Source organism: Klebsiella sp. TF21-TM, assembly GCF_019753495.1.
GTDB classification, from domain to species: domain Bacteria; phylum Pseudomonadota; class Gammaproteobacteria; order Enterobacterales; family Enterobacteriaceae; genus Klebsiella; species Klebsiella quasipneumoniae.
In genome coordinates this window covers 143,850-160,091 of record NZ_JAIJYL010000007.1, presented here as the reverse complement: position 1 = coordinate 160,091, position 16,242 = coordinate 143,850, and the positions used below count along the sequence as shown (strand labels likewise).

Genomic DNA, 16,242 nt, shown 5'->3' with positions numbered 1-16,242 from the left:
ATGTTGGCTGACACCTGTCAACGCGACTCAGTTCTGTTCGGCGTGTGCTTTTTTAGCGGGTAATGCCCCAGATATCCCTGGCGTAGCCGCGGATAGTTCTGTCGCTGGAAAACTCCCCCATCCGGCAAATGTTGAGCAAGGCCCGGCGGTGCCAGCGATCCGGTTGTTCAAAATCAGCCATCGCCTGCTGTTGCACCTGACAATAACTGTCGAAATCCAGCAGATGGCAATAATGATCGGCCCCCGTCAGCATCTGATGCAGCGGCGCAAACCGTTCGCGATCGGCGGTAAACTGCCCGGACACCAGGCTATCGACCACTCGCGCGATAGCCGGATTCTGATGATAGAACGCATGGTGACGCCCGAGGCGTCGGCTCTCTTCAATCTCTTCCGCCACCGCGCCAAACAGATAAAAATTATCGATCCCCACTGCCTCGCGGATTTCGATATTCGCCCCATCATAGGTGCCGATAGTTAACGCGCCGTTCATGGCAAACTTCATATTGCTGGTGCCGGACGCCTCGGTTCCGGCGGTGGAAATTTGCTCAGAGAGATCCGTGGCGGGAATAATTTTTTCCGCCAGCGAGACTTTATAATCTTCGAGGAAAACCACTTTAAGCTGCCCGGCGACCTGCGGGTCACTGTTAATTTTTCGGGCAACGGTATTAATCAACTGAATAATCAGCTTCGCCATCCGGTAGCCCGGCGCCGCTTTACCCGCAAACAAATGGACCTTAGGCGCCATTGTTCTCCCTGCCTCTTTGATCTCCAGGTACAGCGCGATCACGTGAAGAATATTGAGTAACTGTCGTTTGTATTCGTGAATACGTTTGACCTGACAGTCAAACATGGCCAGCGGATCCAGCGGGATGCCGTAGCGTTGCGCCACCAGCTGGCTGAGCGCGGTTTTGTTGGCAAATTTTATGGCCCGGATATTGTCAATAACGGCCGGATCGTCCACCAGGTTTTCCAGACGGGAGAGCTGGGGTAAATCGGTTGGCCACCCCTCCCCCAATTGTTGGTGCAAAAATTCTGCCAGCCCAGGGTTAGCCTGCTGCACCCAACGACGCGGTGTGACGCCGTTGGTCTGATTAATGAATTTCTCCGGGGTGATAAAATAGAAGTCAGGCACCAGCTGTTTTTTGACCAATTCTGAGTGCAGCCACGCCACCCCATTCACGCGATGGCTACCGACAATGGCCAGATTAGCCATGCGGATTTGCTTATCATGATGTTCGTCAATTAAAGACAGCGAAGATAACAGATGATTTTTATCCGGCCAGCGCCGGGCCACCGCTTCGAGAAAACGGTGGTTAATCTCAAATATAATCTGCAAATGACGCGGCAGAAGTTTCTCAAACAACGACACCGGCCAGGTCTCCAGCGCTTCCGGCATCAGCGTATGATTGGTGTAGGCGCAGGTATTTTGCGTTATCTCCCACGCCTGCTCCCAGGGCAGTCGGTATTCGTCCACGAGGATCCGCATCAGCTCCACCACCGCCAATGCCGGATGGGTGTCATTAAGCTGAATAGCCACATGCTGCGCCAGCAAAGTAATGTCGTCATTAACCTCAGCGTAGTCACGAAATATATCCCGCAGCGTACAGGCCACCAGAAAATATTCTTGGGTCAGCCGCAGCTCTTTTCCGGTCAGCACCTCATCGGAAGGATAGAGTATTTTTGAAATATTCTCCGAGGCGATTTTTTCACTCACCGCCTTGATATAATCGCCGCGATTAAAAATATGGATATTAAAGGAGTCAGAGGCTACCGCGCTGTAGAGACGCAGCTTGTTGGTGGTCGTATCCCGGTAGCCGGAAACAAAATAGTCATGGGGAATACCAACGATAGTTTTCCAGCCGAGCCACATCGGGTTGTAATTACCATCAATATCTTCGCTGTGCTCGATATACCCCCCCAGCGGGATTAGAATGTGCTGGGCGTGATGCTCCACCAGCCATGGGGAATGCATGGAGTGCCAGTCATCAGGATGTTCGATCTGCTGATCGTTTTGAAAGGACTGGCGAAAAAGGCCATATTCGTATTTGATGCCATGCCCGGACGCTGCAATGTCAAGGGTGGCCATCGAGTCGATAAAGCAAGCGGCTAAGCGCCCTAACCCGCCGTTACCCAGCGCGGCGTCAGGCTCCTCGTCAAGGAGGCGTTCAAGATCAAACCCCAGGTCATTGACCCCCTGGCGCATCTCCGACAGTAAATTCATATTCACCAGGTTATTACGCAGCGACTGGCCGAGTAAAAACTCCATCGACAGGTAGTAAACTCGCTTTTTTCGCGCTCCGCGCTGCCGCGCCTGGCTCGACAGAAAATGGTCCTGCTGAAAATGACGAATGGCCAGCGCCACCGCGTTAAAAATATCGCCTTGCGTGGCTTTATTTAAGCTGACACACAGCGTGTATTTTAATTGCTCTTCAACCAACGCCCGTAATTCTTTGATATCTTGCGGATTAATGACAGGCATGCTGACCTCACTGGTCTCTTTTCTGCGTAAAACCGTGGCAGGTAAATCATCATTTTTCCAAGTATAGACGAAGTTTTTTTGCGGAAAGTTTTTTATTCCTGAGCATCAATTCGCTTATATCGTGCTTCGGAACAATTAACATTCCTCCTTTTAAACGGATTGGTGGTTTTATTTTCGCCAGCTGATTACGCTGCGGCGCTGACAGAGTCAACGAGATTTCGCATGGCGGGTTTACGAAGTCGAAGGTCAGGATGAAGCGCGGTTGGGATGGTCAAAGGGAAAAGCAAAAAGGGGTTACCTTTCGGTAACCCCTTCTTTTATATGGCGGAAGCGCAGAGATTCGAACTCTGGAACCCTTTCGGGTCGCCGGTTTTCAAGACCGGTGCCTTCAACCGCTCGGCCACACTTCCGGTGTGAGGCGCACTATAAACACCTCGGCGGATGCTGTAAAGCACCATTTTGTTCAACTGCCTTAAAAACAAACAAATCTGTGTTATTCGTCTGAATTTCAGGCAGTTCGCACAGAAAATCAGCGCCCATCGCCGCTCGCGGACGGCAGTTTCTTTATGTACATATCTTTGGTGTAGTAGTACCCCAGTTTGTCCGGCGTGAAGCCGCCCACCCAGGGCTTCACTAAATGGGTACGCACATAGTGATAGACCGGAATGGCGGGAACATCCTGCGCCAGCAGATCTTCCGCCTGCTGATAGTATTTGCCGCGGGTCGCCACGTCGGTGGCTTTCGCCGCGTTGTGCAGCGCCTCATCGTAAGCCGGGTTGCTGTACTGACTGGTGTTCTCGCTATCCCCGGTGCGGAAGGTATTGAGGAAGGAGGCGGCATCGTCGTAGTCGGCAATCCACGCGTAGCGGACGGCGTCAAAATTATGCGTATGCATCGTATCCAGCATCGTCTTCCACTCCTGGTTCTGCAGCTTCACCTCGACGCCGAGGTTTTTCTTCCACATAGAGCTGGCGGCGATGGCGATGCGCTGATGTGACTCGTAGGTGTTATATAGCAGGGTAAAGACAAGTGGGTGCCGCTCATCGTACCCTGCCTGCGCCAGCAGTTTTTTCGCCTCGGCAATCCGCTTCTCGCGCGGCCAGCTGGCATAGTCCGGGTTGTGTAGCGTCACGCCGCCAATATCCGGCTGACTGATCACCCAGGCCGGGCGCTGGCCCTGGCCAAGTACTTTTCCGGCAATGATATCTTTATCAAGCGCCATATTCAGCGCCCGACGCACGCGCGCGTCGTTAAACGGCGGCCGGGTGGTATTGAACTCGTAGTAATAGGTCGCCAGCTGTGGCGAAACGTCCAGCTGGTCGCCCATGGTTTTCTGCAACTGCGCAAACTGATTGATCGGCACCGTGTAAACAATATCGATCTCCCCCGCTTTGTAGCGATTGACATCGGCGGCCTCGGAAGAGACTGGCAGGTAAGTGACTTTATTGATAACCGTGTGCGCATTGTCCCAGTACTTCACATTACGTTCAGCCACCAGCCGTTCATTCACCACCCATTGGGTCAGCTTATAGGGCCCGCTGGTGACGATATGCTCTGGCCGGGTCCATTTATCGGCAAAACGCTCCACCAGTACTTTGTCGATCGGCACCAGCGCGGGGTGCGCCAGCATCGCCAGGAAGGCAGCATTCGGCTGAGTCAGGGTGACCTGCAGCGTGGTGTCGTTTAGGGCTTTCACCCCCAGCGTCTCGGGGCCCTTTTGCCCCAGGGCAATCTCTCGGGCGTTGGTGATATGCATATTGCCGGGGTAGCTTGCATAGGGGGAGGCGGTGGCCGGCGAGACCAGCCGTTGCCAGCTCCAGACGATATCCTGCGCCGTGATGGCCGTGCCGTCGGACCAGGTCAGACCGGGACGTAAATGGAAGGTCCACAGCTGGTTGTCCTTGTTTTCCCAGCGTTCCGCCAGCCGGGGCTCGACCGCCCCCGCAGGCGATACGCTGACCAGACCTTCGAAGAGATCGCTAATAATATTATTTTCAACGTCGCTCTCGACTTTGTGCGGATCGAGCGAGGCTGGTTCACTGCCGTTATTTCTGACCAGCTCCTGCTTTTCCGCCAGCTGGGTGCCCGGCGGCACCTGCGCCGCCTGCGCCCCGCCGATCATTGCTATCATACTGACTGCCAGCAGCGTTCGCGTGATGTGATTGTTTTGATGTAATGTCATTTCCCTTTGCCTTTAACGTACGGAGTTATTCCCCCTTCCACACTTAGTCGCAGAATTTCAATAAAGCAATATTTTTCAGTAACCTATAAGATTTCGATCGGCTCACCGAAGCGAAACGCGAAAACATATCGCTTTTTCCAATCCATGCAGAATTTTATGCTAGTCAAAAGCGGCAAAAGCTAAGTAAAGATGGGTAAAAGCATTAGGGCTTCACGCTTGTTTTTCTTATTCTTTATACCTAATTACATCTGTCATAAGAGAGTGACTCATGGATCGCATAATTACATCATCGCGTGACCGTTCCTCGCTGCTCAGCACGCACAAGGTTCTGCGTAACACCTACTTCCTGCTCAGCCTGACGCTGGCGTTTTCCGCCATCACCGCTACCGCCAGCACGGTGCTGATGCTTCCTTCCCCGGGGCTGATTTTAACCCTCGTGGGGATGTACGGTCTGATGTTCCTGACCTATAAAACGGCGAATAAGCCCACCGGGATTATTTCCGCCTTCGCCTTCACCGGGTTCCTCGGCTATATCCTTGGACCGATGCTGAACGCGTACCTTTCTGCCGGTATGGGCGATTTGATCGGCCTGGCGCTGGGCGGTACGGCGCTGGTCTTCTTCTGCTGCTCGGCCTACGTGCTGACGACGCGCAAAGATATGTCTTTCCTCGGCGGGATGCTGATGGCCGGCGTGGTCGTGGTGCTGATTGGTATGGTCGCTAACCTGTTCCTGCAGCTGCCGGCGCTGCACCTGGCGATTAGCGCGGTGTTCATCCTGATCTCTTCGGGCGCCATCCTGTTCGAGACCAGCAACATCATCCGCGGTGGTGAAACCAACTACATTCGCGCCACGGTCAGCCTGTATGTCTCGCTGTACAACATCTTTGTCAGCCTGCTGAGCATCCTGGGCTTCGCCAGCCGGGACTAACCGTTCCCCTGCTAACAAAGGCCTCGCTTATGCGGGGCCTTTTTTTTTGCTACACTGCGGCCAGTTTCAGGCGGTATGTGAAAAATTATGTTTATTTTTGAAGGCAACGAAATTGAGACGGATAGCGAAGGCTATCTGAAAGATACCACCCAGTGGAGCGAGGCGATGGCCGACGTCATCGCCGCGCAGGAAGGGATAACGCTCGCCGTTGAGCACTGGGAAGTGGTGCGCTTTGTGCGCGAGTTTTACCTTGAATTCAACACCTCACCAGCGATCCGCATGCTGGTAAAGGCGATGGCCAACAAGTTTGGCGAAGAGAAAGGCAACAGCCGCTATCTCTATCGCCTGTTTCCGAAAGGCCCCGCCAAACAAGCGACCAAAATCGCCGGTCTGCCGAAGCCGGTGAAGTGCATCTAATAGAGGATCGCGAACTTGTCCCAGCTGCGGGTGGGTTGATGGGGTTCAGTCAACACTCGGTCAACCCGCGCGCTGCGCGGCCCACCGGCTTTCAGCCAGGCGATGAGTTTCTCCACCTGCTCCGCCTCGCCGCAGGCAAGCACTTCCACGCCGCCGTCGTCCAGATTACGGGCATAGCCGGTCAATCCCAGCTGCAGCGCTTCCCGCTGTGTCGAATAGCGAAACCCTACGCCCTGAACCGAACCGTAAACCCATGCCATCGTGCAGATACTGGCCATCATCGTCTCCTTTTCGCTCACCCTTTACGCTGAGGATAGCAAATTCATTCAGCGTACGTGCTTTGGCAGTAAACCATAGTGCTGACGGAAGCGCGCGGTAAAGCGCGATCCCGACTGATATCCGCTGTTCTGCGCAATTTCCCCGATGGGCCGCGAAGTGGTCTGCAGCTGCCCCAGGGCATGGGCCATCCGCACCTCTTCGACAATCTGGCGAAAACTCTGCGATTCCTGCTGCAGCCGACGGCGCAGCGTGGACTCGCCGAGAAAGAGCATTTTCGCTATCCGCGACACGCTCCACGCTTGCGCTGGCGACAGCATGACCAGTTGTCGAACCTGCGCCGACAGATCCTGCTGCCGCTCGACGAGCAGCGGGCCGGCATAACCCGCCTCGTGCAAGGCCAGCAGCAGGCCCATGGTCTGATGCTGCTGCAGAGAGGGGGACAAGCCTTCCCGCACCGCCTGCAGAACGCTTTGCCACATAAACGCCAGCTCAGTCGTCACCGGGGCGCAGAGCGAGGTCAGACGCCCGGGCGGTGGTTCACTGACATAGCGGGTCTTGAACGCCGTCAACAGCTCGGGCGTCAGCGACAGCAGATCGGAGCAAAAGAGGCCATTCTCCGGCTGGTTAATCACCTCCAGCTCAACGTCTGCCGGCAAAACAATCAGCTGTTGCGGGGTCGCCAGCACCCGGCTCTCCCCTTGCACAATCACCTTGCTGCCGCGCTTTACCCGACAGAGCGCCGGGGCGAACAGACGCACCCGATGCAGCCTGCATAGCCGTCGGGTGGTGATCTCCGCGGCGGTCAGGGCGTTATGCTGAAAATGAATACTCTCCATCCGACCACCCTTTTATTTTAGCGCCCGGCCGTCGCCGTCAACTGGGCGCTGGCGAGAGCATGGCTGTGTAACAGATACCCGACCAGCGCCCCGCTGGCATCGGCATTCACCGGCAGCGTGGGGATATCCAGCGCCCACACCGTAAAACGGTAGCGATGCGGTTTATCTCCCGCCGGCGGGCAGGCGCCGCCGAAGCCGGCATAGCCAAAATCGTTGCGGCCCTGTACCGCTCCGCCCGGCAGTGTAGCGCTGTTTTTATCTCCCGCGCCAGCGGGCAGAGAAGAGACGCTTCTGGCAATATTGACTAACGTCCAGTGCCACCAGCCGCTGCCGGTAGGCGCATCAGGATCCCGGACGGTGACCGCGAAGCTGCGCGTGCCTGCCGGGGCGTTTTTCCATGTCAGCTGTGGAGAGACATTGCCTCCTGTGCAGCCGAAACCGGTAAACCAGTGCTTCTGAGCCAGCGGCTGCCCGTCACGCATATCATTGCTGCTCACGCTAAACGGCGCGGCCATCGCGCCACTGCTCACTGCCGCAACCATCGCCACAACTATCCGCATACCTGTTTTCATCGTCTTCTCCTCCTGGGGGTGAGAAGACAGAGTATGAAACGCCGCGCAAAGTGAATGTGCTGAAGCGCCTGCATTTTGTGCCGAAACGCTCAACCGCGCCTGGCGGGGGAAAGATGCTTGTATGCGCCAGGTGTGCTAATCTACGCGCCATTTTTCGGTGCCGACATTCCCGTTGCTTAAAGGTAGCTCCATGACAGATTCCCTATTCCCCCGCTTAGTGTTAGCCAAAGGACGCGAGAAATCCCTGCTGCGTCGCCATCCGTGGATTTTCTCCGGCGGCGTCGCCCGCATGGAAGGTAAAGCCCGCAGCGGTGAAACCATCGATATCGTTGACCATCAGGGAAAATGGCTGGCCCGCGGCGCTTACTCGCCGTCGTCGCAGATCCGCGCCCGCGTGTGGACCTTCGATCGCAACGAAGCCATTGATAACGCCTTCTTTGAACGCCGCCTGCAGCAGGCGCAAACCTGGCGTGCCTGGCTGGCCGAGCGCGATGGCCTCGACAGCTACCGTCTGATCGCCGGCGAGTCCGATGGGCTGCCGGGCGTGACAATCGACCGCTTTGGCAACTTTTTCGTGCTGCAGCTCCTCAGCGCAGGCGCCGAATACCAGCGCGCCGCCATCATCAGCGCCCTGCAGAGCCTGTTCCCGGACTGCGCCATTTACGATCGCAGCGATGTCGCGGTGCGTAAAAAAGAGGGGCTGGAGCTGGCCCAGGGGCCGGTAGTGGGCGAACTGCCGCCAGCGCTGCTGCCGATCGCTGAGCATGGCATGAAGCTGTTGGTCGATATCCAGGGCGGGCACAAAACCGGCTATTACCTCGACCAGCGCGACAGTCGCCTGGCGACCCGTCGCTACGTGGCGGACAAACGGGTGCTGAACTGCTTCTCTTATACCGGCGGCTTTGCGGTGTCGGCGCTGATGGGCGGCTGCCGCCAGGTCACCAGCGTGGATACCTCGCAGGAAGCGCTCGACGTTGCGCGCCAGAACGTGGAGCTCAACGGACTGGATCTGTCCAAAGCGGAGTTTGTTCGCGACGACGTGTTCAAACTGCTGCGTAAATACCGCGATCAAGGGGAGAAATTCGACGTCATCGTGATGGATCCGCCGAAATTCGTAGAAAATAAAAGCCAGTTGATGGGCGCCTGCCGTGGCTATAAAGACATCAATATGCTGGCGATCCAGCTGCTGAACCCCGGCGGCGTGCTGCTGACCTTCTCCTGCTCCGGCCTGATGACCACCGATTTATTTCAGAAAATCATCGCGGATTCCGCAATTGATGCCGGACGTGATGTACAATTTATAGAACAGTTCCGTCAGGCTGCCGACCATCCGGTGATCGCAACCTATCCGGAAGGGCTGTATCTGAAGGGGTTTGCCTGTCGCGTCATGTAACTTGAAAAACGAAACATGAGCCTCATATAGGGAGTATTCATGTTTCCCAGGAGGTGCCTATGATAGCCAGCAAATTCGGTATCGGCCAACAGGTCCGTCATACGCTCTTGGGCTACCTGGGCGTCATCGTCGATGTCGATCCCGAGTACTCGCTCGCGGAACCGGAAGAAGATGAAATTGCCGCCAATGACGAACTGCGCGCGGCCCCCTGGTACCATGTAGTGATGGAAGATGATGATGGCCAACCCATCCACACCTATCTGGCAGAAGCGCAGCTGAGCAGCGAACCCCGCGACGAACATCCGGAGCAGCCGTCCCTCGACGAGCTGGCCAAAACAATTCGTCAGCAGTTGCAGGCGCCGCGCCTTCGCAATTAAACAAAACCCCGCCAGGCGGGGTTTTGTTTATTATTTTGCTAATCCCAGTCGCGGTAGCTCAATGGCCGGACAACGATCCATCACCACGTTTAACCCGGCTTCTCGGGCCAGCACCGCGGCCTGTTCATTGATCACCCCCAGCTGCAGCCACAGCGTTTTCGCGCCGATAGCAATCGCCTCCTGCGCCACGCCCCATGCCGCTTCTGAATTACGGAAGACATCAACCATGTCGACCTTTTCCGGAACATCGGCAAGCGTTCCATAGCCCTGCTGCCCCAACAGCGTCTTGCCTGCCACCTTCGGCGAAACCGGGATAACGTGATACCCCTGATCCAGCAGATACTTCATGACCCGGTAGCTAGGACGGTCAGGTTTGTCGCTGGCGCCGACCAGCGCAATCGTCCGTGTCGAGGTCAGGATTTCGGCAATATCGTTCTCTTTCATGGTTTCCTCCTGCTATTTCACCTAAGTGTATGCTAATCCGCAGCAGGGGGCCATCCAGGCTAACCCGCAGATTCAGCAAAATTTTCATCCCTGATGCTTGCAGCAACAGCCACATTCAGTAATCTGTCAGCAGGTCAAAATGCGGAATGAAAATATGGAACTGACAACACGTACCCTGCCTGCGCAAAAACATATCGCGCTGGTGGCTCACGATCACTGTAAAGATATGCTGATGAAATGGGTTGCTCGCCATCAGGCGCTGCTGGCACAACATGTTTTGTACGCCACCGGCACTACCGGCAACCTGGTCTCCCGGGCTACCGGGCTGGAGGTCAATGCCATGCTGAGCGGTCCGATGGGCGGCGACCAGCAGGTGGGTGCCCTCATTTCAGAAGGGAAAATCGACGTGCTGATCTTCTTCTGGGATCCGCTGAACGCCGTTCCCCACGACCCGGATGTCAAAGCCTTGCTGCGTCTGGCCACGGTCTGGAACATTCCGGTCGCCACTAACGTCTCCACCGCTGACTTTATTATCCAGTCGTCGCACTTCGCTCAACCGCTCGATATTCTGATCCCGGATTATCCGCGATATCTTGCCGAGCGCCTGAAATAATCGAACCGCGATCACGGCTTTCTGGCCACAGGCACATCCAGCGCCTGCAGGATCTCGACAAACGGCGACGGTTGCGCCTTGTTAAATAACAGCCACACCCGGTGACGGGCACGGGTTATGGCCACGTACAGCAGTCGACGTTCCTCCGCATCCGGAAAATCTTCCGGTTGCGGCAGGAGCGCCTCCTCTATGATCGACTCGCGCGCTGGGGCCGGAAACGCATCCACTCCCTCCTGCAGTCCCAGCACAATGACATAGTCGGCCTGCTGACCTTTGCTGGCGTGAATAGTCATAAAATCAAGCTGGAGGTGCGGCCAGCGCGTCGCCGCTTTATCAAGCGCCTCGGGCTTCAGATGATGGTAGCGGGCAAGCAGAAGGATCCGCTGCTCGGGCTTAACGTAACCGCTCAATTTATCCAGAAGATCGTCCAGCTTATCGTCGGCTAACAGAGTGACGGCCTTTTTATCTCCCGCGGTCAGGCTGTTCAGCGGTTTGCTTAACTGATGCGGATTCTGCTGGATAAAACCATTGGCTATTTCGCCAATACGCCCGTTAAAGCGATAGGTGGTATCCAGCGCACAGCAGTCCCCTTCGCCAAAGTAGTGGTTGAACGCGGTGGTCAGGGAGAGCTGCGCCCCGCTGAACCGGTAAATCGCCTGCCAGTCATCGCCAACGGCAAAGAGCGTGGTTTGGCTATTTTGCCGGCGTAACGCGGCCAGCAGCGAGGCTCGCTGCGGCGAAATATCCTGAAATTCATCCACCAGAATGTGTTTCCACGGGCTAACGAAGCGGCCTTTATCGAGAATATTGACCGCCTGATGGATCAGGCCGGAAAAATCGACTGCATTCTCCGCCTTCAGCGCCGCCTTCCACTCTTTCAGCAGGGGCGACATCAGCTTCACCCGTTTACTGAACAGATCGCGTACCGCATCCGGCGCGCCGGCGATCATCTCTGCCTGGGAGCCGCCGTGCATGCGCATCAGGCTGACCCAGCGGTCAAGCCGGCTGGCCATCCGCCGCTGCACCTTTTTATCCTGCCAGAAGTCCCCCTCCGGCAGTTGCCAGCCCATCTCCTCTTCCAGCCACAGGCGCCAGCCTTTCGCCTGCGCTTTTTTCTCCTGGCACTGCTTTTGCCAGCTTTTCAGCAGCAATGCGTGGCGGGCCGCAGTATCGCTTTCCAGCTTACTGATGGTGGGCACTTTTTTGCTGCCCTGCTGGATAATATGCAGCGCCAGCGAGTGGAAGGTGCGGGCGGTAATATCGTCTGATGCCAGACGCTCGCGGATCCGCTCATCCATCTCCTGCGCCGCCTGGCGGCCAAATGCCAGCAGCAGAATTTGCTCTGCCGCCGCTTCTCCCCGCGCCAGCAGCCAGCCCGCTCGAGCCACCAGCACCGAGGTTTTACCACTGCCCGCTCCCGCCAGCACCAGCAGGGAGTGCTCGCCGTTCACCACCGCTCGCGCCTGCGACGGATTGAGCGGGGAGGATTCCACTCCGTTAAAAAAGCCGCGATACTGTTCCAGCATCGCCTCGGTAAAGGCCTGGTTATGGGCCTGACGCGCCGCTTCAATATCCCCTAACCAGCGCTGACATTCCCGCCACAGCTCCCGGCAGTTATCAAAGGCGTCAAGCCGGCTGGTGGGCATCGGCAGCCCGGTTAACGCATGGCGAATATTATCCTGAACATCCGCCACCTGCTGACGCGTCAGCCACTTACCTTCTGCCCGGGTGCGTTCGATAGCTGTCAGCTGCTGCTTCAGCACCCCGGCGGCGATATCGCTCATTTCCGTGCTCCACTGCTGCCAGAGCGTGTGTAAATGGTGATAAAAGCGCTGCGTTTCGCTCCATTCGGTACCGTGCAAACGCACGACTTTATCGTCCGGCAGCACAAACTCCAGTTCGCCCCAGACCAGACCGCGCTTACAATGCACTGACAATAACTGATTGAAAGGGATAAGATACTCATGACGATCGCCGGAAACCTTTACCCCGGCATTCAGTAACTGCACCCTGTCATAAGGATGCTGAGCCATGCGTTTGCCCAATGCTGTCGCTTTAAGTTCCATATAATGTCGATTTTCAATCAGGGTGGATTGTTTTTCAGTTTAACCGCCCCGGACCAGGTGCTCCAGCGCAAAAAAACGTTACAATTGTCAGGTCTTATTATCCACAGGGCAAAACCGAGGCTTTATGCGTACCATTCTGAATATTTTGAACTTTATCCTTGGCGGCTTCGCCACCACTTTAGGCTGGCTGCTCGCCACCCTGGTCAGCATTATGCTGATCGTCACGCTGCCGCTGACTCGTTCCTGCTGGGAAATCACTCGCCTTTCGTTATTTCCCTATGGTAACGAGGCGATTCATGTTGATGAGCTCGAGCCAGGTCGCCAAAACAGCCTGCTGAACGCCGGCGGCACCATCCTGAACATTCTGTGGTTCATTTTTTTCGGCTGGTGGTTGTGCCTGATGCATATTTTCAGCGGCATCGCCCAATGCCTGACTATCATTGGCATCCCGGTGGGGATCGCTAATTTTAAAATCGCCGCCATCGCCCTCTGGCCGGTGGGTCGCCGGGTCGTCTCTGTGGAAACCGCGCGCGCCGCGCGCGAAGCCAATGCGCGTCGTCGCTTTCAGTAACCGAACGGAACACGGACATGATTAGCCCCCTGCTACGCCGCTACACCTGGAACAGCGCCTGGCTTTATAACGTACGCATTTTTATTGCGCTCTGCGGCACGACGCTGTTTCCCTGGTGGATCGGCGAAGTCAAACTGACCATCCCCCTCACTCTCGGCGTCGTGGCCGCGGCGCTGACCGACCTTGATGACCGTCTGGCGGGCCGTCTGCGCAACCTCGCCATTACTCTGGTTTGCTTTTTTATCGCCTCCGCCTCCGTGGAGCTGCTGTTTCCGTGGCCGCCGCTGTTTGCCCTTGGTCTGACCGTGTCTACCATCGGCTTTATTTTGCTTGGCGGCCTCGGACAGCGCTATGCGACCATTGCCTTCGGCGCCCTGCTTATCGCCATCTACACCATGCTCGGCGTCACGCTGTACGATCACTGGTATCTGCAGCCGTTGTTCCTGCTGGCGGGAGCCGTGTGGTACAACCTGCTGACGTTGTCCGGCCATCTGATTTTTCCAATTCGTCCACTGCAGGACAACCTGGCGCGTAGCTATGAGCAACTGGCCCGCTATCTGGAGCTCAAATCCCGGCTGTTTGATCCAGACCTTGAGGATGAGAGCCAGGCGCCGCTGTACGATCTGGCCCTCGCCAACGGCCAACTGGTGGCGACCCTTAACCAAACCAAGGTCTCACTGTTGACCCGACTACGAGGCGACCGGGGACAGCGTGGTACTCGTCGTACGCTGCAGTATTACTTTGTGGCCCAGGATATTCATGAACGCGCCAGCTCATCGCATATTCAGTACCAGACCCTGCGCGACCAGTTCCGCTACAGCGATGTGATGTTCCGTTTCCAGCGCATGCTTTCGATGCAGGCGCAGGCCTGCCAGAAACTCTCGCGGGCGATTCTGCTGCGCGAACCCTATCAGCATGATGCCCATTTCGAACGGGCGTTTATGCATCTCGATGCGGCACTTGAGCGCGTACGCGCCAGCGGCGCATCCGATGAGCAGCTCAACGCCCTTGGCTATTTACTCAATAACCTGCGCGCCATTGATGCTCAGCTGGCCACGATTGAATCGGTGCAAACCACCGCGCCCACCGGGAGTAATACAGAGACGCTGCTGGCCGACGACAGGCTCGGCGGACTGAACGATATCTGGCTGCGCCTGCAGCGCAATATGTCGCCAGAGTCAGCCCTCTTTCGCCACGCGGTGCGTATGTCGCTGGTGCTCTGCGCTGGCTATGCCTTCATCCAGTTTACCGGTCTTCAGCACGGCTACTGGATCCTGCTGACCAGTTTGTTCGTCTGTCAGCCGAACTATAACGCCACCCGCCATCGCCTGGCGTTGCGGATCATCGGCACGCTGGTCGGGGTGGCGATCGGCCTGCCGGTCCTCCTGCTGGTACCGTCGGTTGAAGGGCAGCTGCTGCTGATCGTCCTCACCGGCGTGCTGTTCTTCGCCTTTCGTAACGTGCAGTACGCCCATGCCACCATGTTTATTACGCTGCTGGTGCTGCTGTGTTTTAACCTGCTTGGCGAAGGTTTTGAAGTCGCGCTGCCGCGCATCATTGATACGCTGATCGGCTGCGCCATCGCCTGGGCGGCGGTCAGCTTCATCTGGCCGGACTGGAAATTCCGCAACCTGCCGCGGGCGCTGGACCGGGCGCTAAACGCGAACTGCCGTTATCTGGATGCCATCCTGGAGCAGTACCACCAGGGCCGCGACAACCGGCTGGCCTACCGTGTCGCACGCCGTGACGCCTACAACCGCGATGCTGAGCTGGCTTCCGTCGTCTCGAACTTGTCGACGGAACCACGGGCGGATGCCGCCCAGCGTGAGACCGCCTTTCGCCTGCTGTGTCTCAATCATACCTTCACCAGCTACATTTCCGCTCTCGGCGCGCATCGGGAAAAACTGTCCACGCCGGACATCCTCGCCCTGCTCGATGATGCGGTCTGCTATGTCGATGATGCCCTGCATCATACCCCAGCGGATGAACAGCGGGTGCAGAAGGCGTTGACCAGCCTGCAAAGCCGGATCCACCATCTGGAGCCTCGCGCGGACAGTAAAGAGCCCCTGGTGTTACAGCAGATTGGCCTGCTGCTGGCGCTGTTGCCTGAAATCTGCCGCCTGCAGCAGCGGGTACACGCTCAAACGGAATAACCGTTGTCCATTAGCGCGCAGACGCCCATTCCAGAAGCTCCTGACGCCGTGGCGTCGGGAGCGCGGCGGCATGAACGCCAACGATAGCCCCCTCCAGCGCCAGCAAGACGTTGTGCGATAGGGAAGCATTATTCTCGCGCAGCTTTAGCCAGGCCTGGCGGGCGCCCACCTCCCGTAGTGCTAACACGTCTGGTATGCCCGAGTGAATCAGCTGCAATTCCATATGAAAACTGATATTGGGTAAATCCTTCAGGCGTCCCGACGACCGGCGGCGATATTTTTCACGCTGGGCGCTCTGCCACGACATCAGCGACAAGCGGAAAAGCTGTTTCTCATCGCGCCACAAGGCATCGTCGATTTGATAATACTTTAGCGGCACGATGCGCCCGTGTCGGCGCAGCATCAATAAAGGATTATGGTGTTCTACCCGATAGGCAGCGCTCTGCTCGCAGGCCTTTAGATAAATATTCCCCTCTGCCACCATCGCAAACACGGTATCTTCGATAGCCAGGCTGTAGCCGCCAAACAGGGGGCGAGAGTGAAGTTGACCCAGCGGAGAGACGCAGGCCTGAAATTGCGGGAGCCGCGGACATACGAGTTTTCTCATGATCATTCCTTTGTGAATCATGTAATTAAACTTAAGTTGTTAACGGATCCGCTAAGGGAAAACATAAGGGACTTCCCTGACAGCAGCAAGATGATTTTTGCCTGCTTTTCCACCAGAATGCGGTTTTGCGAGACGCTTTCAGAAAATTGCAGCTGTTGCTGCAACTGGCAGACAGGAGAAAAAGGATTAGCCGGTGTTAAGGATGGTGTTGCGAGTAGCCGCAAACCTGTACCGTCAGGATGGCTGAAAGCGATTAAATTTCCACCAGCAAAATGACAAATTGCGGTTGATCTTTTCCCCTGGTGGATATACTGTATATGCATAC

Annotated in this window: 16 protein-coding genes and 1 tRNA gene; 7 read left to right on the top strand and 10 right to left on the bottom strand. The window is 56.5% G+C overall.

What is annotated here, in order from left to right; translation table 11 throughout:
- Positions 1 to 52: 52 nt before the first annotated feature.
- The 3 genes from K5R89_RS09350 to K5R89_RS09340 form a co-directional block, all read right to left on the bottom strand.
- Positions 53 to 2,479 carry a glycogen/starch/alpha-glucan phosphorylase gene (locus K5R89_RS09350; RefSeq protein WP_217259083.1) on the bottom strand — a complete coding sequence of 809 codons (2,427 nt, stop codon included), beginning with the start codon at positions 2,477 to 2,479 and terminating at the stop codon, positions 53 to 55.
- A 322-nt stretch (positions 2,480 to 2,801) separates the two neighbouring features.
- A tRNA-Ser gene (locus K5R89_RS09345) sits at positions 2,802 to 2,889 on the bottom strand.
- Between the two features lie 119 nt (positions 2,890 to 3,008).
- Entirely contained in the window at positions 3,009 to 4,661 is a 1,653-nt protein-coding gene (locus K5R89_RS09340) for an ABC transporter substrate-binding protein (protein WP_023289063.1), read from the bottom strand.
- A 268-nt stretch (positions 4,662 to 4,929) separates the two neighbouring features.
- On the opposite strand from K5R89_RS09340, the gene yccA reads away from it, so the two are divergent.
- On the top strand, positions 4,930 to 5,589 hold the full coding sequence (gene yccA, locus K5R89_RS09335) for an FtsH protease modulator YccA (protein WP_002898458.1): 660 nt from the start codon (positions 4,930 to 4,932) through the stop codon (positions 5,587 to 5,589).
- A gap of 87 nt (positions 5,590 to 5,676) precedes the next feature.
- Positions 5,677 to 6,006 (top strand): sulfurtransferase TusE, encoded by a 330-nt coding sequence (gene tusE / locus K5R89_RS09330; RefSeq protein WP_004201447.1) that lies wholly within the window; start codon positions 5,677 to 5,679, stop codon positions 6,004 to 6,006.
- On the opposite strand, the gene yccX is transcribed toward tusE, so the two are convergent.
- From yccX to K5R89_RS09315, 3 genes are read right to left on the bottom strand one after another with little or no spacing between them, the layout of a single operon-like run.
- Positions 6,003 to 6,284: an acylphosphatase gene (gene yccX, locus K5R89_RS09325; protein WP_004201446.1), complete on the bottom strand. Its 282-nt coding sequence runs from the start codon at positions 6,282 to 6,284 to the stop codon at positions 6,003 to 6,005. The two genes, tusE and yccX, sit on opposite strands and share 4 nt — an antisense overlap.
- Before the next feature lie 48 nt (positions 6,285 to 6,332).
- The gene (locus tag K5R89_RS09320; RefSeq protein WP_087827847.1) at positions 6,333 to 7,121 is read right to left on the bottom strand and encodes an AraC family transcriptional regulator; all 789 of its coding nucleotides are present in this window, start codon (positions 7,119 to 7,121) and stop codon (positions 6,333 to 6,335) included.
- A gap of 17 nt (positions 7,122 to 7,138) precedes the next feature.
- Complete coding sequence (locus tag K5R89_RS09315) at positions 7,139 to 7,693, bottom strand: YbhB/YbcL family Raf kinase inhibitor-like protein (RefSeq protein WP_087827848.1); 555 nt, start codon at positions 7,691 to 7,693, stop codon at positions 7,139 to 7,141.
- 190 nt (positions 7,694 to 7,883) lie between these two features.
- Between K5R89_RS09315 and rlmI the strand changes: the two genes are divergently transcribed.
- Both rlmI and hspQ read left to right on the top strand, forming a co-directional pair.
- Positions 7,884 to 9,086 (top strand): 23S rRNA (cytosine(1962)-C(5))-methyltransferase RlmI, encoded by a 1,203-nt coding sequence (gene rlmI, locus K5R89_RS09310; protein ID WP_023289059.1) that lies wholly within the window; start codon positions 7,884 to 7,886, stop codon positions 9,084 to 9,086.
- A 59-nt stretch (positions 9,087 to 9,145) separates the two neighbouring features.
- On the top strand, positions 9,146 to 9,463 hold the full coding sequence (gene hspQ, locus K5R89_RS09305; RefSeq protein WP_023289058.1) for a heat shock protein HspQ: 318 nt from the start codon (positions 9,146 to 9,148) through the stop codon (positions 9,461 to 9,463).
- Between the two features lie 30 nt (positions 9,464 to 9,493).
- Here hspQ and K5R89_RS09300 read toward each other — a convergent pair whose 3' ends face one another.
- Positions 9,494 to 9,907 carry a CoA-binding protein gene (locus K5R89_RS09300; protein ID WP_023289057.1) on the bottom strand — a complete coding sequence of 138 codons (414 nt, stop codon included), beginning with the start codon at positions 9,905 to 9,907 and terminating at the stop codon, positions 9,494 to 9,496.
- Between the two features lie 154 nt (positions 9,908 to 10,061).
- On the opposite strand from K5R89_RS09300, the gene mgsA reads away from it, so the two are divergent.
- Positions 10,062 to 10,520 (top strand): methylglyoxal synthase, encoded by a 459-nt coding sequence (gene mgsA / locus K5R89_RS09295; protein WP_077271465.1) that lies wholly within the window; start codon positions 10,062 to 10,064, stop codon positions 10,518 to 10,520.
- 11 nt (positions 10,521 to 10,531) lie between these two features.
- On the opposite strand, the gene helD is transcribed toward mgsA, so the two are convergent.
- Positions 10,532 to 12,586: a DNA helicase IV gene (gene helD / locus K5R89_RS09290; protein WP_072413619.1), complete on the bottom strand. Its 2,055-nt coding sequence runs from the start codon at positions 12,584 to 12,586 to the stop codon at positions 10,532 to 10,534.
- A gap of 124 nt (positions 12,587 to 12,710) precedes the next feature.
- Between helD and K5R89_RS09285 the strand changes: the two genes are divergently transcribed.
- Complete coding sequence (locus K5R89_RS09285; RefSeq protein ID WP_004201437.1) at positions 12,711 to 13,157, top strand: YccF domain-containing protein; 447 nt, start codon at positions 12,711 to 12,713, stop codon at positions 13,155 to 13,157.
- Between the two features lie 17 nt (positions 13,158 to 13,174).
- Positions 13,175 to 15,310: a YccS family putative transporter gene (gene yccS, locus K5R89_RS09280; protein ID WP_072413620.1), complete on the top strand. Its 2,136-nt coding sequence runs from the start codon at positions 13,175 to 13,177 to the stop codon at positions 15,308 to 15,310.
- A 10-nt stretch (positions 15,311 to 15,320) separates the two neighbouring features.
- Here yccS and K5R89_RS09275 read toward each other — a convergent pair whose 3' ends face one another.
- Positions 15,321 to 15,917 (bottom strand): TfoX/Sxy family DNA transformation protein, encoded by a 597-nt coding sequence (locus K5R89_RS09275; RefSeq protein WP_023289053.1) that lies wholly within the window; start codon positions 15,915 to 15,917, stop codon positions 15,321 to 15,323.
- 17 nt (positions 15,918 to 15,934) lie between these two features.
- Positions 15,935 to 16,240: a hypothetical protein gene (locus K5R89_RS09270; protein ID WP_156835198.1), complete on the bottom strand. Its 306-nt coding sequence runs from the start codon at positions 16,238 to 16,240 to the stop codon at positions 15,935 to 15,937.
- Between the last annotated feature and the right edge of the window lie 2 nt (positions 16,241 to 16,242).

Bases quoted from the DNA above. Each gene is read 5' to 3' on its own strand.
- K5R89_RS09285 (WP_004201437.1), top strand. From the start codon at position 12,711: ATGCGTACCATTCTGAATATTTTGAACTTTATCCTTGGCGGCTTCGCC.
- rlmI (WP_023289059.1), top strand. From the start codon at position 7,884: ATGACAGATTCCCTATTCCCCCGCTTAGTGTTAGCCAAAGGACGCGAG.
- K5R89_RS09315 (WP_087827848.1), bottom strand. From the start codon at position 7,693: ATGAAAACAGGTATGCGGATAGTTGTGGCGATGGTTGCGGCAGTGAGC.
- hspQ (WP_023289058.1), top strand. From the start codon at position 9,146: ATGATAGCCAGCAAATTCGGTATCGGCCAACAGGTCCGTCATACGCTC.
- mgsA (WP_077271465.1), top strand. From the start codon at position 10,062: ATGGAACTGACAACACGTACCCTGCCTGCGCAAAAACATATCGCGCTG.
- K5R89_RS09340 (WP_023289063.1), bottom strand. From the start codon at position 4,661: ATGACATTACATCAAAACAATCACATCACGCGAACGCTGCTGGCAGTC.
- K5R89_RS09275 (WP_023289053.1), bottom strand. From the start codon at position 15,917: ATGAGAAAACTCGTATGTCCGCGGCTCCCGCAATTTCAGGCCTGCGTC.
- yccA (WP_002898458.1), top strand. From the start codon at position 4,930: ATGGATCGCATAATTACATCATCGCGTGACCGTTCCTCGCTGCTCAGC.
- K5R89_RS09300 (WP_023289057.1), bottom strand. From the start codon at position 9,907: ATGAAAGAGAACGATATTGCCGAAATCCTGACCTCGACACGGACGATT.
- yccS (WP_072413620.1), top strand. From the start codon at position 13,175: ATGATTAGCCCCCTGCTACGCCGCTACACCTGGAACAGCGCCTGGCTT.
- yccX (WP_004201446.1), bottom strand. From the start codon at position 6,284: ATGGCCAGTATCTGCACGATGGCATGGGTTTACGGTTCGGTTCAGGGC.
- helD (WP_072413619.1), bottom strand. From the start codon at position 12,586: ATGGAACTTAAAGCGACAGCATTGGGCAAACGCATGGCTCAGCATCCT.
- K5R89_RS09350 (WP_217259083.1), bottom strand. From the start codon at position 2,479: ATGCCTGTCATTAATCCGCAAGATATCAAAGAATTACGGGCGTTGGTT.
- K5R89_RS09320 (WP_087827847.1), bottom strand. From the start codon at position 7,121: ATGGAGAGTATTCATTTTCAGCATAACGCCCTGACCGCCGCGGAGATC.
- K5R89_RS09270 (WP_156835198.1), bottom strand. From the start codon at position 16,240: ATGCATATACAGTATATCCACCAGGGGAAAAGATCAACCGCAATTTGT.
- tusE (WP_004201447.1), top strand. From the start codon at position 5,677: ATGTTTATTTTTGAAGGCAACGAAATTGAGACGGATAGCGAAGGCTAT.